The following is a 14,949-nucleotide window of genomic DNA, read 5'->3' on the forward strand; positions in this document are numbered from 1 at the left end:
AAATATGGTTAAAGAACAATCCATTAGATGTAGTTATGAATACCCAATCGATATTCATAATAAAAAAGAGTAATTTATCCAACCCTCATCCATTAATTATATAATTTTTAAAGCAAAGACCTTCGAAATCCGCTAACCTTGTCCACAAGTGGCTTTAGTTAGTTTGGTACCTGCAGTAAAAATAATGAAGAAAGACGAATTTCAGAAATCCACCGCAAATCTAAAAAAAGCGGTGCCTCTTATGATGAAGAACAGGGTGTCTACCACACCGGCAAATTACGCACTTTGGTACACCTATGTCGACAATGCTATCCCACAGCTAACTCAAGACATGGATGGTATTTTAGAACACTACGGTATCTGCCCTCCTGCCGTTGGTGAACAGCTTTACAACAATTACGTTGCTAGCAAATCCGAAACCAATATCAACGACCTCCGTGCGAATTTAGAACTGTTAGTTTCTGAAGTGTCGAACTCGATGAACGACACACTGACCGATACCTCTGCTTTCTCTGACATGATCGACAAAAGCTTCGAGGACTTGGCTCGTGTTGATAACGAAAGCTTATCTATCGATGAAGTGATGACACTGGTTCGTCAGCTGGTTTCGGAATCTCGTCATATTCGTCACTCTACTCAGTTTTTAAACTCGCAACTGAACTCGGCTACGTCAGAAATCACCAAACTGAAAAGCCAACTTGTCGAAGTTCAGAAAGACGCGCTTTTTGATAGCACAACCACACTGTATAACCGTCGTTCGTTCGACCGTGATATAGAAACCTTATGTGGAGCGCAACAATCTCTGTGTCTGATTCTTCTCGATATCGACCACTTTAAAAATTTCAACGACACCTATGGTCACTTGTTTGGCGATATGGTTCTTAAAGGAATAGCTCGCAAACTTAAACTAAGTTGTCGTGAAGGTATTTCTGCTTATCGCTTCGGTGGCGAAGAGTTCGCACTCATTGTGCCAAACAAATCTGTGCGTATTGCTCGTCAGCTTGCTGATACCAACCGTCGCTCTCTCGAGAAACTGTCGATTAAAGATCGCCGTAGCGGTCAGCAGGTTGGTAATATCACCGCATCGTTTGGTGTGGCCGAACTTGAACCGGGTGAATCAGCACAATCGCTGATCGAACGCGCTGATAAGCTACTTTATGAAGCGAAATCACTGGGTCGTAACCGAGTAATGCCTTTGTAAGACGCAATCAATGCTCCTTTCAACACATTAGTCGGCTCGTATTGAAATTAGAAAGCCCCAAAGACATCATCTTTGGGGCTTTTTCTTTAACTATACAAATTGGTTTGTTACTTAGGAATCACTGTTAAATCTGGAAGCAGTAATTCAGGCAGTAGTCTTCACCACTCTTAGCTCTGAACTCTTTATCTTCACTGCACGCTTTTGGTTTTCCTTTCTCGTCACCTTTTACCAGGCTGATCCAGTGACGCATTGCTGCAATAGTCTCTTGATGTAATGTAGAGCTCGTTGCTTCCATTGGTGATTGACCGAAGGTCGTGCACGACTCTAACTGAATGTCATCAATCTCTACTAGCTCAATACACCCCGTCCCTTTGTGACAACCAAACATCACTTCTAGGTGGCTTCCGCTGCCATCACGGAACAAGATTGAGTCTGGGTCACTCTTCTCACCCATGTAAGCCACAAACTGCTTAGGGTGCTTCAGACCGCTGTGTTGACCATCTTTAAAGTAAGCCATGATATGGCGGTAATCGACTACGTAGCTCGTTACGTCTTGGTGTGAGCCATGCTCCAGTGGGAACAGACGGTCAAGTAATTGCTTTGCTTTCACTTGCTTTTCAGTTTGCTGGTTTGCACTGATTGTCTCCACGGCAAAGACAGCTTCAGCGATAAATGGCTTTGATTGTTTTTGGATTTCTGTTTTATCGAATGTAAGCATATTCATAGTCTTTCCCTCTTGACCAGTCCGGTGAAAGCCACCGATTTGTAACGCAAAAATGTGTCCTAGAGCAATTATTCCAAACTAACGTTTAATTTATTTGTCATTTTGTGAATTGCTTAGTTTGTAGATTAGCGGTTTTTTACATACAATTTCACAACAAAAATTTTACAATGTGAATTTTACAAATATGGCCTTGTCAAAAAGTTTAGTTCGTCAGTCACATTTCCTAGGTACGAAAATACGTAACCTTAGGAAGCGTAACCATTTAACGATGGAAGATCTGTCTGCGCGTTGTATTAGAATCAACCCAGAATACGCGCCTTCCGTTTCTTACCTTTCAATGATTGAACGTGGAAAGCGGGTGCCAAGCATCGACATGCTGGAAGTGATCGCGCAGGTCTTTCAGAAGAACCCTACGTGGTTTCTCGACGACGAATCAGAACAACAAGCCATAGCTCCAGATAAAGGGAACCGAGGTGGGATAAGCGGTATGGCGCTCGAGCCTAGCTTTCTTTTCTCCAACGACATCCTGCAAATTGCCATACCCGAGATGTTGTCACAAACCGGTATCTCTGGTCGCCAGTTTGCACACCTATTAATTCGAGCACACCAAGAGAGCAATCAAAACCACTTCCCTGACCTTGAGCGTGCCGCAGAGGAAGTTGGCCTAAAACGCCTCAACCTCAGCGTGGAAGACCTCATAGACATCGCGAGAACACTTGGAATCAATATCCGTTGGGTAACACGCACACCTCAAGATGTGGTCGATGAGCTCGGCATCAACGCCAAGCAACTAGTGACCTCGTTCTTCGAACCTCCAGGTACGATCTTCTTAAACGAAATTCTTAAAGAGTACCCAACTCGTCTGAAATACGACCTGTCGGTTTACATCGGCCATTGCATTTTGCATAGCAAAGAAGGATTAAAGAGTGTGTTGTCAGTCGGCAATAACAACACATGGGACGATAACCAAGTATCAGGCTCTTCCCAACTCAACTCTCAAGATATTCTTCAAGCATGGCGAGACTTTGAATCAAGCTTCTTTGCTGGCGCGTTGTTATGCCCGAAAGTCCCATTCAGACAACTGCTCGATCGTACTGGTTACGAAATCGACGTTCACAAAAGAGCAGGGGTTTCCCCCTCTGTTGCGATGCGTCGAATGACGGTAGTATCGCCCTACCCTCACTGGCACTACTTTGATGCTTATGGACCGGGGAAACTCAAGGCGGTATACCGCGGAAACGGGATTCCACTGCCTTGGGGGAATATGAGAACGGTCGCTGACCCATGTCAACATTGGGCTGTGTTCCGTCGATTATCTGAACCTAGGGCGGGTAGCTCTGCTCAGATCTCCATTTTGAATGTGGGTGATGAGCCAAGAATCTACTGCTGTGAATCCATCAATATGACGGATCCAGCGGGCAACAATCGCGTTTTGTGTGCTGGTATAGATCTCAACCCTGCGATTGATGCTCAAGGCGGTAATTCGAGAGAAATAGCAGAGCAGCTTAAGGCGTCATGCGTCAACAATGGCGGCTCTGTAGCAATACCGCGTAACATCAAGAAAGATCTCACGACAATAGCCAAGATTCTAAATATAAATTGGATTGAACGTGGGATTGAGACAGAGGCGAGGCTTATCTGCTCCAGAGGCGGAGAATGCCCACGCCAACCAAGCTGTTACTCAAAGTGTGGTGAGTGTTAAAGCAATTGAGGTACGAGCATGATAAGCAATTATTGTGTTCTACTTATTTTGCCTGGTTAGCTTTGATTTGGCCTGATTGGCTTTATAGAGCAACGGCCATTAGTAAAAAGCAATAAAACAAATAGAACCTAAAATTCAGGCAAAAAAAAACCAATCACAAAAGGGTGATTGGTCATATATTTTGTGTGAACAATAAAGGTTCACTAACAACGTCAGTTGGCTAGGTGACCCTCGGCTTAAGAAGGGTCACCATTACTAATGCAGCATACGTGCCAACTTTTAAAACACGTATTTACTACGCATCTGGACACGTATTAGCCGTAAATTCTTGTTTGTTTTGCAAACTGGAATTGCAAATTGCAAAAATCCACAAAAACGCTAGTGATTATGTTGTTATTAAAAAATCATTAAAGATTCGTTACCCTTCCTCTAAAGTCCAATTTATCAATAGATTCAACAGTTTTCCCGTCACCTACTACACTCTCAAATTGCAAAATAACAGGCATAAAAAAACGCGAACATTGATATTCAATATTCGCGTTTATTCGATTTCTATGACAGAAAGAACTTAGCCAACGAGACGCCTTTTTATAAAGCAACTCCCATCGTTGCTCTTTCAATATCTCAGAAAAGATTATTTCTGAGGAGCTGGCTTAGAGCGGCTTCGAGACGGTTTGTTTGTCGAAGGCTTGCTTCCTGCTGGCTTGTTCGATGACTTGCTTGGGCCATAGCTGCCACCGTAACCTGACTTCTTAGGTTTACCTGCTGGCTTGCCTGTATTGTTTGACTGACCTGAGCTTTTTGGCTTGCCAGAACCGTTTGCTTTACCCGCACCGCTTGGCTTGCTCAAAGTACTTTGATTACCGGTTTTGTTCGCAGAGGGCTTATTGCCTGCACTACCGCGCTTGAAGTTGCTGCCGTTGTTTCTTACAGACTTATCTTCGCCCGCTGCTGCGTTATTTTCGGCAGGTTTCTTACCCGATGTCGGCTTACGCTTTGGCGCAGAACCTGTACCCGGTACGTGACGTTTATTCTTGCCTGCTGGCTTGTGACCACGAGCGTTGTCACCAGAACGTTGACCGTCTGCGTGTTCACGTGGTTGTTTCGCTTTCTTCGGCTTCTTAGGCTTGATTGGACGTGTGTCCAAACGAGACTCTGGCAGCTTGTTTACTGGCGAGAAGCCTTCAAGTTCACGACGCTCTAGCACTTGTTGAATCAGGCGCTCAATACCGAACAGTTCACCCACTTCATCAGCACAAACTAATGAGATAGCTTTACCCACTTCACCAGCACGGCCTGTACGACCAATACGGTGTACATAGTCTTCTGATACATGAGGAAGGTCGAAGTTAACCACTTGAGGCAGTTGTGGGATATCGATACCACGTGCTGCGATGTCTGTTGCTACAAGCACTCGAACCTTACCCGTTTTGAAGTTCTCTAGGGCTTTGGTACGTGCGCCTTGGCTCTTGTTACCGTGAATTGGCGCAGCAGTGATGTCTTGCTCTTCAAGGAAACGAGCAAGCTTGTTAGCACCGTGTTTTGTTTTGCTGAATACCAACACTTGTCGCCAATCATTGTCTTTGATTAGCTTCGCTAGCATTGCGCTCTTTTTCTTTTTGTCTACTGGGTAGATGCTTTGCTCAACGGTCTTCGCCGTAGAGTTTGCAGGGCTTACCGAGATCTCTACTGGGTTATTCACCAAACCTTTTGCCAAGCTACGGATATCATCAGAGAAGGTCGCAGAGAACAGTAGGTTCTGACGTTTCTTAGGCAAGAAAGCCAAGATCTTACGGATGTCACGGATGAAACCCATGTCTAGCATACGGTCCGCTTCATCTAGCACTAGGATCTCTAGTTGATCGAAACGCACTGCATTTTGATTGTATAGGTCAAGTAGACGACCCGGTGTTGCCACTAGCACATCACTACCTTTACGCAATTTTTGCATCTGAGGGTTAATTTTCACGCCACCAAACACAACGGTAGAAGTAAGAGGTAAGTTAATACCGTACTTCACTACACTGCCATTCACCTGCGCAGCAAGTTCACGAGTTGGAGTTAACACAAGTGCACGAACTTGATTCTGACGTACGCGAGTGCCTTTTGATAAGATTTCAAGAATAGGTAGCGTGAAGCCTGCAGTTTTACCTGTACCTGTTTGAGCAGCGGCCATTACATCTTTGCCCGTTAGGACAGCTGGTACGGCTTTCTCTTGGATTGGTGATGGCTTATCGTAACCTTGTGCTTCAATAGCTTTAAGGATCGGTTCAGAAAGGCCAAGGGAGGTAAAACTCATAGATTATTTTCTCAGTTGAATAACATTTAGTATGAGCAACACCGTAAAAATGGCGTTGCTACAGCTTTTGCTGATCAGATGATTGATACGGAGCAAAGCGCGGTATTCTGAGGCTTTTCCCCACATTCAGCAACTAAATTCTAATCGCAACTAAGATTCTGTCGAGGTAATCTGACGCTTCTGCTCGTACATTTTTTCATCAGCGGCTTTTAAAAGGCCATCCACATCGTTGAAGCTGTCGTTATAAACAACCCAACCCACACTGATTCTGAGATAAATAGAATGCGTTTCATAAACCACAGGCGTTTCGCAGATCGCGCCTTGCAGTTTATTGGTAATCGATGCCACATGTTCTTCATCAATAATGCGCGGCAACAGAACGAGAAATTCATCCCCGCCCATCCTCGCGACAATATCTGAGGTACGCAGCTTGCTCTTGATTCGTTTAGCACACTCAATCAAGACTTTGTCACCTGCGGCGTGACCATAGGTATCATTGATGGCCTTAAAAGCATCTAGGTCAATGTTAACCACCGCAAAGGTTTTGGTTTTCTGCTTTTGTACCGTTTTGAACGCTTGCTTGAGGCTGTACATGAAGTAACGGCGATTAGGTAGCATCGTCAACTCATCATGCATTGAACGGCTATCCGCAATGCGATAGAGCCTGTAAATCATGATGTAAGCAACCGCTAGAATCAGCATTAGGGTGTAACCCACCAGCCTCACTCCATGAACACGATACCAAGGCACATCCATTAGCACATGTTCATTACCCGACAACGCAAGGTACCAGCCACCATAAGGGAAGCTCACCTGCTCTGTCGTAAACGCATTGGAGAAGACACTGGGCTTGCCATAGAAAACATCGCCCTCTTTACCGGCACTGTTGGTTCCACGTATTGCCAATTCGTATTTTTTCTCAATCTTGCCAATACCCACATCTTTCAGAAGCGCATCGAGATCAATCACGGCACTCGATACGCCCCAATAGTCTTGATTAAAGGGAGGATCTCTAAAGATAGGCGTACGCGTAATCAAGGCTTGACCACCTTGAAACAGGTCAAATGGCCCCGCGATAAAGGTATTGCCGATGTTGCGTGCGATCTCTACCGACTCCCATTGGCTTGGGTGGTCACGGTAATCAATCCCGAGGATCTGCTCATTGCCTTCCATTGGATAAACGAAATTAAGTACATCGTTTTCAGCAAGGCCAATCAAGCGAATATGGAAGCCGTCACGGATAATGTTTTGAGCAATTTGATCCCAGCTCTTTTGATCTCCATTGGGGTTAATGGTCACAAGAGTCGAGAAATTATTGAGGATATACATGTCCGACACGATCGTCGCTTCTATGCGGGATCGAATAATCGAGAGCTGCTTTTTTGCCTCAGAATAGGATTCATTTTTAAGATAGGTTAATTCCTTGGCGTGAAAAAACTCGATAGCACTCACTACCACTAGGAAAAACAACAAAGATAATAATTTGGCAGGCAATTGCTTGCTAGAACCACTTGGCATTCACGAACCTCTAACACTTTTGTTCTGTTTACTGCCTTAAATCGGCTCATTTCTGGCTAATTCTTTCAGTATGCCGACAAGCAGTTAAAAATCCACACTTTGCGTTGGGTCTCATTTCATTATTGAGCGATTCATCACTTCACTGTGAGTTAACTACACTGATTAATAAATCAAAAAACCTTAATGAACCTTTTAAAGCTTACATTGTATTGACCCAAACCTTACATTAAAGGATTCATCAGTGTTATTTTATACTTACAATTAATCAGCTTGGTACCTTACAAACATGAAGCTAAAAACTCTCACTCTGTGCACTTTGTTATCTGCCTCCGTCGCAGCAGCGTTTCAAGTACAAGCGACTTCTGACGAGCAACAGACTGTTAACGTACAAGAGCGTGTTAACATACAAGAGAACAAACTAGCAAAAATCGTACCAAATGTTCAATCACAAGCTGATTCTCTCTACTCTCAAGAACAATCTTTCAAACAATCCGCCGATTTGATTCGCACTACCTACGAAAGCCAACTCTTCACCCTCCCAGCCTTCAAAGAGGGTCACTATGGTTTGCGTATGTATCGACAAACATTAGACGACAAATATTCTGCCGCGGTGTGGAGTGATATGGCGCGTGTATCAAGCAAGCTCAGCCGCCTATCGAATGATGTTCATACCATGGAACAAATCGTACTGTACTCAGAGAAACGCGTGGCTTCTTATGTGGGTGACGACGATGAACGCAGTATTCGACGCTACAACATCACCAAGCACATGCCTGAATATCTGTACCTCGGTGTCGACCTGCTAGGTTCTATGGCGCGCGCGAACGAATACGGCTTGGAACACAAAAACGATGCCAAACTGCGTGAAATCATTCGTCGTTATGACTTCTCTCGCTACGTAACCAATGAAGACATGGTGAAAGCGTGGGCCGCTCAGCTTGCGAATCAAGTGTACTGGCTACGTCAGTTGGGTGAACAAGATGTGGTTGATGAGTTCGTTGATACCTTCAAAAAAGCGTACCCAGACGACAAAGACAAGAAGCTCTCAAGTCAGCAATATGGTAATAAAATCTATGGCATGACACATGTGATCTTCGGTGATTCGGAATACTACCAACACCAAGTAAGCGAGCAAGAGCACCAATGGATCTACGATTACTTTAGAGAAAACATCGATACCATTCTGCTGCGTGCAAAAGAAGATGTAATCGCAGAGGTTGGATTAACCTTCCTACTTGCAGGTCTAGAAGATGACCCTGTTGTCGAGAAAACTCGACTCGCTATCCAAGCGTCCATCGACAAGAAACACGGGATGATCCCGTCTATCACTGGTGATTTTGATCTTGAGTACGGCGAACATCGCAACGTATTGGCAATCATGCTGCTTGATTGGCAACAGGTGAACGAAGCGCCAACGTTCAAGGGCAACCCAAAAGTGTTTAAGACGATTCCTTACGGGCTCATTGAAAACCAGCCATTGAGTAAATAGAAACTCCAAGGTTTACCTACAGAATCTAAAAAGCCGCACCCCTTTCGAGGTCTGCGGCTTTTTAATGTCTGTTACGTTCCTACGACATCAATCCAAGAATAGCCGTTCATCAAGCTTCAGAGACGGCTTTGTTCATCACTATCGTGAAATCGCCTTCTGTGTAACCTTCTATCAAGGAGACATCGTCACACAGCGTTTTACAGAAGCGATAAACACCTTGAGGGTGATAACTCATCAAGGTATTGCGCGAAGGATATTGGCTTGAATTGAGCAGATTAAAAATTACCGTCTGATTCGCTAGCCCAAACATACGAGTAATCATGTTGGTCAGATAATCAGAATCACGAGAGATGTAGTTCAGTGAACCACTGGCGATAACCACATCATGCGTTTCTAGGTTCATCTTACTCATGTCACCCGCAATAAACTTGCAGCGAGCTTCGGTGTAGTTTTGCTTGGCCTTTTTAAGAAAATCAGCGTGCTGGTCAACGCCTGTGTATGATTGAATGCGATAGATACTGTCGAGTAGTTCAAACAACTCTCCATAACCACAACCCAAATCCAAAACACTCTTCTTTTCAAAGTCAGCCGAGCGCGCAATGACTTCGAAGCGACACAGTTGACTCTCTTCGTTAGTCCAACCTAAAGCTTTAGCATTATCGCCGTTCGAGCGGTTTGTTTGCTTTCGGTGATACCAATACACCTTAAAGCGATCACGCCAGTGCATTATGAGAAATCTACCCACACTTCACGACCACCAGCTAACTCTTGGTTGTGATATTGCCATTGATATTGCGCGAGCAGTTTCTCTGTTAACTCTAGCCCTAGACCAAAACCAAGATTATTATCTTCTACCGTGCCGTCGGTGTTGTGGTTAACAATGGTGACTTTTGAACCGACTTGAACCATATCCACAGTACCGCTTCCTGTGTGTTGGAAGGCATTACGAATCAAGTTAGTTAATACGATTCGAGTGAGCCCGACTGGCAACTGGCACTGTGTGTCATCGCTTTCAAGATTCACGACCACAGCCTTTCCATTCAATAGATAGGTTAGGTCCTGGTTTATCTGTTGCAGCATATCGCCAAGATGTGTGTTTTGCAGAGGCAGGTCTTTGTCTTGTTGTCGAGTTAACCACAGCAAGGTCTCTGTCAGGTCTGTCATGGTGAAACCTGCACGCTTGATTCGGTCTATGACTTCAAGCTGCTTTTCTGGGCTCTTGCCTTTTTGAATCAACTTCTCTAACAGTTCACTGTTGGTTCTTGTTACCGCGATGGGGGTGCGTAACTCATGGCTTGCGTAACCTAAGAACTTCTGCTCTCGTTCTAAGCTGCTTTGAACCGAACTTAAGCTGTCACGAATGATGTTAGCCAAGGTGTTCAGCTCACTGAAATGAAAATCAGGAGTCGGTTCACTCAGGTTATCTTTGTCTAGTGACTTAGCCCAATTCTTTAATTGTTCTACAGGCGATGCCACCTTACGTAATACCAGAATCAGAATAACAACGAACAGCGCAATCGCGCCTAATGCGGTCAAAAAGATCGTCACAAAGTGCGGAAGCCCTTCTTCGTTTTTGAAGGGATCGTGTTTTTGACTAAACACCGCGGAAACATAACGAACCTCATCTCCTTTCATCACCTTCATGGCGAAGTACCCTTCCTCTGGCGGTGAGAATATGGATTTCCCAATGACCAATTTTGTGATGAGGTCGAATTGGAGTTCGTTCTGCTTAAGGTTGTTCTGGATGCTTTGTGGTAGATCGCTCCATTGCGTCGCTACAGTAAATTCTTGATTGTTCATCGGTTTGCCCGGTTTCACCGCGTCTTGCTGAGCTTGAGCAATCATAGAACCACGCATCGCGATATCCATACCCGAGACAAAGTATTTTACGCTCAATGCAGACAGAACCAGAATCGTCGTGACACCTGTAACCAGAATCGCCAATAAAACGTAGATCCTTAAACTTGGTCTGATCTTCATTCTTGTCGTAACTCCTTAATCGCAAAGCCTTTGCCCGCAATGGTGTGCAGCAGCTTATTATCTTGTTCAGCATCGACTTGTTTACGCAGGTTGAAGATATGCACTTTTAAGCTATTGCTGTCGGGTTGATCGTCGCCCCACACGCCCTGCATGATCGTCTCTCGTGAAACAGGATTAGGGCTAGAACGCATCAACACCTCTAAGATTTTGAGCGCTGTTGGGGAAAGCTTGAGAGGTGAGTTCGCACGATAAGCTTGATGTTGCTTAAGGTCGATCTCCAAATCACTCACCGATAAGCGGCTCACCTGACCACTGCGTCGCTTTGCCAATACTTGCGCTCGAACAATCAGCTCTTCCATTGCAAATGGTTTGATCAAGTAGTCATCGGCTCCCTTTGAAAAACCCGTCAACTTATCATCAAGCGTATCACGCGCCGTCAGCATCAATACGGGTGTATCGATACCCTGTGCTCGTAAGTTTTCACACACCTGCAAGCCATTCATTTTTGGCAAGTTGAGATCGAGTATCACCGCATCATAGCGGTTGGTTTCGATAAGGTTGAGTCCAGCTAGACCATTCGCTGCGTGATCGCACTGAATGTCTTCTAAATCGAGGTAATCGATAACAGCCCTCGCCAAATCGAGGTCGTCTTCAACCAATAGCAATTGAAGCTTATCTGTGAGTTTATTAGTGACGGGTTCTGCCATCATGACGACCTCTATTGTTAGTTGTATTGTGGCTTGTTATGCAGTGAACTTTAATATCTTGTTTAGTAACGAACCTAGACCGATGTAGCAGAGACTCACTCAGCAATCATCAGCCTAGATATCATTAGCTTAGCCATTGTTAAGCTGTTTGTTCAACGCCTTTGACTCGATTTGTGACTTTAAGAATCAGAGACTTAATCTCACACTGAATCATTAACAATGCTGGTGTCAGAATCAGTGTAATAAACGTCGCAAACAAAATACCGTAGCCTAATGCCGCTGCCGCAGGAATCAGGAATTGAGCCTGCAAAGACGTTTCACTTAACAATGGCGTCAAACCTGCGAACGTCGTCACCGATGTAAGTAATACGGCTCTCAGTCGGCCTGAACACGCTTCAACAATTGCATCGTGAACCGATTTACCCTTTTCTTTGATTAACTCGTTAAAACGAGAAACCAACAACAAGCTGTCATTCACCACCACACCGCTCAACGCGAGAATACCGTTTAACGATAGGATACTGATTGTTAAGTCATTCCACCAGTGTCCTAGGATTGCGCCAACAATACCAAATGGAATCGCCGTCATGATGATCACCGGCTGTATATAAGACTTCAGCGGGATAGCAAGCAGTGTGTAAATCGCAATCATAGCGAGCACAAACATACTCATCATCGAGCTAGCCGTCTCTTCTTGCTCTTCCGTTTCGCCTGCAAAATCGACCGTTAATCCCGGGTACTGCGCTTCTAGATCCGGTACTAATGTGTCTTGTAGCTGACGAACAAGCTCTGCCGGCGCAACTACATCTTTATCCAATACAGCACTAATATAAACCGCTCGCAGGCTATCAATGCGTGTAATCTCTGAGACTTGGTAATCTGAATGTACTTCAGCAACCGTACTCAAAGGCACCACGGTACCGTCGTTGGTTCTCACACTTGATTGCTTGATATCCGCAATGGTTTGGCGATCCGACTCCGGGTAACGAACTCGAACTTTCACCTCATCTTTACCACGTTGGAATTGCTGAACAATGTCACCACCAAACGCCTGTAATACTTGCTGTGAAAGACTTGCAGTATCAAACCCTAATGCTCGGCCTTGTTGTGTTAATTCAAAGCGATACTGAGGTTCACCAAGGTCCAAGTTGTGGTCAATGCCACTCACACCGTCGATGGTTTGCAGTTTGGCTAAGAACTCATTGCCCGCAGCCGTTACTGATTCTTCATTCCACGCTTTCAGTTCTACTTTGAAGTTGTCGACCATCTCCATTTTAGACAAGACTTTCAACTTCTTAACGCCTTCCATTTGGCCAACTGTTTCTTCCCATAAATCTGCAAATTCATTGGATGTGTAAACACTGTCGCTGTCGAGCTCAATTCTTACCTGCCCCGAATCATCAGCATCGGCGATAACCTGAAGGCTAAGCAATTCAGATGGTTCACCTTGAGCACCGTATTGAGATCTCAGTGTTTCATCGGTTTGTTTTGCTGCCGCTTCAAGCACCAACAAGTTCTGCTGTGTTTGACCAAAGCTGGCATCGTTTTGCATCGACATATCGGCTGTCACTGTGTCGCCCGGCATATCAGGGAAGAACGCCACACGAACCGCCCCCGTCATTGGTAATCCTGCTACTAAGATTAGTAGCGACAAGAAAACCATCACCACGGCATAACGCAGTTTCAGCGCCCATTCAATCACAGGGCAGTAGATGCGCTTATTAAACCAACCTAAACCAGTATCGGCAGCGTGTTGAACGCGAGCCCACAGCCCCTTTTTGTCACTGCGCTTGGTATTAATGTGTGCAAGGTGCGATGGCAGGATGAATTTAGACTCAACCAAAGAAAGTAACAAACAGATGGTCACGACCGTGCCGAATTGAGCGTAAATCTGCCCCATTTTGCCTTCAACATTAGCGAGAGCTAAGAAGGCAACGACGGTCGTTAACACACCAAATATGGTCGGTGACGCCACCTTCATAGTGCCTCGAATGGTACTGCCTATCGAGTCGCCTTCTTCTTTGCGCGTGGAGTAGATACTTTCCCCGACCACCACAGCATCATCGACCACTATCCCGAGCGCCATAATGAAACCAAAGGTGGTCATTTCATTGATGGTTAACCCTATAAAGGTGTCGGTCATGAAGAACATGGTGCCAAAAAAGACAAACGGTAAGCCCGCTGCTACCCAGAAAGCGACACGCACGTTAAGGAACACTGCTAACACGATGAATACCAAAGCGATACCGGTGAGCGCGTTCTTCACCAACAGGCTCAAACGGTCTTTGATCATAGTACTTTTGTCGTACCAAGTTTCGATTTCGACATCGCTAGGTAGCATGTTGCTGTTTTCCCAACGATCTACCACTTTCTTTACTTGCTCAACAATGCTGACGACGTCTCCGTATTCATCCATTACAATCTGAATCGCCATCGCATTCTGTTGGTTATAACGAGACAGCATGAAGGTATCGTCGGCAAACATGTCTTCGACGTTGGCAATGTCACCCAGTGTAATTTGAGTGCCATCAGTGGTCGTCATCACCGGAATTGCATTGAAATCTTGGATCTCATACGCCTGTTCCGACACCTTCAAACGAACCGTTTTTTCACCGTTGCGAAGGCTAGTAGAGATTGCAGCAGAAGATTCAGCATTGATCGCTTCTGAAACGTCAGTCAGAGTTAAACCGTAAGCTTGTAGCTTGTTCTCATCAACCTCGACTGAAATCATAGGATCAGCCTTGGCCTTGATTTCCAGATCGCGAATCGAAGACTGACTCAGTAAATCCGACTTAAGTTGCTCGGCTAAGCTTTGAAGCGTTGCTCTGTCTGCATCCCCATAAAGCTGTACCCATAAGGCGTGATCTTGCATACGAGCCTTATCGATCACTGGATTATCAGCACCTGCAGGTAGGTTATTGATCGCATCAACCTTGGTTTTCACGTCGGCTAATAGGGTATCAAGATCGTAAGTGCTCGTTTTCTCAATCGAAACATGGCTACCGTTGGCGTCAGAAGTCGACGTGATGCGCTTAATGCCCGGAACGGTTTCTAACGCATCTTCGATCTTAATTGCGAGGCCTTCTTCCGCCTGAACAGGATCGCCACTGTCATAGGTCACCGACACTGTTACTACATCAGGTTCAAGGCTTGGAAATGCTTCTTTACGCAATGAGTTAAGTGATAACAGGCCAATGATGATCACGCCCACTAACAGTAAGTTCGCCGCCACCGAGTTATTCGCGAACCATGCGATAGCGCCAGTATGTGGCTTGCTCGGCGTCTGGTTACTGCTCACTTGATTATTAGGTTTCAAATCATGAGACATG

Annotated in this window: 10 protein-coding genes; 3 read left to right on the forward strand and 7 right to left on the reverse strand. The window is 45.1% G+C overall.

All coding sequences use genetic code 11. The annotated features are described in order from the left end of the window. Window positions 1-184 precede the first annotated feature (184 nt). Entirely contained in the window at window positions 185-1,201 is a 1,017-nt protein-coding gene (locus tag OCV12_RS24230; RefSeq protein ID WP_261886448.1) for a GGDEF domain-containing protein, read from the forward strand. A 124-nt stretch (window positions 1,202-1,325) separates the two neighbouring features. Here OCV12_RS24230 and OCV12_RS24235 read toward each other — a convergent pair whose 3' ends face one another. Continuing rightward, window positions 1,326-1,925: an aldolase/citrate lyase/malate synthase family protein gene (locus tag OCV12_RS24235; RefSeq protein WP_261886449.1), complete on the reverse strand. Its 600-nt coding sequence runs from the start codon at window positions 1,923-1,925 to the stop codon at window positions 1,326-1,328. A gap of 268 nt (window positions 1,926-2,193) precedes the next feature. On the opposite strand from OCV12_RS24235, the gene OCV12_RS24240 reads away from it, so the two are divergent. Further along, window positions 2,194-3,627, forward strand: coding sequence for a DUF3612 domain-containing protein (locus OCV12_RS24240; RefSeq protein ID WP_261887129.1), 1,434 nt, complete (start codon window positions 2,194-2,196; stop codon window positions 3,625-3,627). Between the two features lie 634 nt (window positions 3,628-4,261). On the opposite strand, the gene OCV12_RS24245 is transcribed toward OCV12_RS24240, so the two are convergent. Both OCV12_RS24245 and OCV12_RS24250 read right to left on the reverse strand, forming a co-directional pair. Next, window positions 4,262-5,926, reverse strand: coding sequence for a DEAD/DEAH box helicase (locus OCV12_RS24245; protein WP_239846802.1), 1,665 nt, complete (start codon window positions 5,924-5,926; stop codon window positions 4,262-4,264). A 150-nt stretch (window positions 5,927-6,076) separates the two neighbouring features. Then, on the reverse strand, window positions 6,077-7,444 hold the full coding sequence (locus OCV12_RS24250) for a sensor domain-containing diguanylate cyclase (protein WP_261886450.1): 1,368 nt from the start codon (window positions 7,442-7,444) through the stop codon (window positions 6,077-6,079). A gap of 286 nt (window positions 7,445-7,730) precedes the next feature. Here OCV12_RS24250 and OCV12_RS24255 point away from each other — a divergent pair, with 286 nt between their 5' ends. Continuing rightward, window positions 7,731-8,933 (forward strand): DUF3541 domain-containing protein, encoded by a 1,203-nt coding sequence (locus OCV12_RS24255; RefSeq protein WP_261886451.1) that lies wholly within the window; start codon window positions 7,731-7,733, stop codon window positions 8,931-8,933. 109 nt (window positions 8,934-9,042) lie between these two features. Here the strand turns inward: OCV12_RS24255 and OCV12_RS24260 are convergent, their stop codons facing one another. The 4 genes from OCV12_RS24260 to OCV12_RS24275 all read right to left on the reverse strand — a co-directional run bounded on the left by OCV12_RS24260 (window position 9,043) and on the right by OCV12_RS24275 (window position 14,948). Then, complete coding sequence (locus OCV12_RS24260) at window positions 9,043-9,660, reverse strand: class I SAM-dependent methyltransferase (RefSeq protein ID WP_261886452.1); 618 nt, start codon at window positions 9,658-9,660, stop codon at window positions 9,043-9,045. Then, a complete protein-coding gene (locus OCV12_RS24265) occupies window positions 9,660-10,913 on the reverse strand; it encodes a sensor histidine kinase (RefSeq protein ID WP_261886453.1) in 1,254 nt (417 codons plus the stop codon). Before OCV12_RS24265 ends, OCV12_RS24260 begins: the two co-directional genes overlap by 1 nt. Then, window positions 10,910-11,620, reverse strand: coding sequence for a response regulator transcription factor (locus tag OCV12_RS24270; protein WP_176680087.1), 711 nt, complete (start codon window positions 11,618-11,620; stop codon window positions 10,910-10,912). Before OCV12_RS24270 ends, OCV12_RS24265 begins: the two co-directional genes overlap by 4 nt. Before the next feature lie 139 nt (window positions 11,621-11,759). After that, window positions 11,760-14,948 (reverse strand): efflux RND transporter permease subunit, encoded by a 3,189-nt coding sequence (locus OCV12_RS24275; RefSeq protein WP_261886454.1) that lies wholly within the window; start codon window positions 14,946-14,948, stop codon window positions 11,760-11,762. Window position 14,949: the final 1 nt, after the last annotated feature.

Source organism: Vibrio pomeroyi (genome assembly GCF_024347595.1).
GTDB lineage: Bacteria > Pseudomonadota > Gammaproteobacteria > Enterobacterales > Vibrionaceae > Vibrio > Vibrio pomeroyi.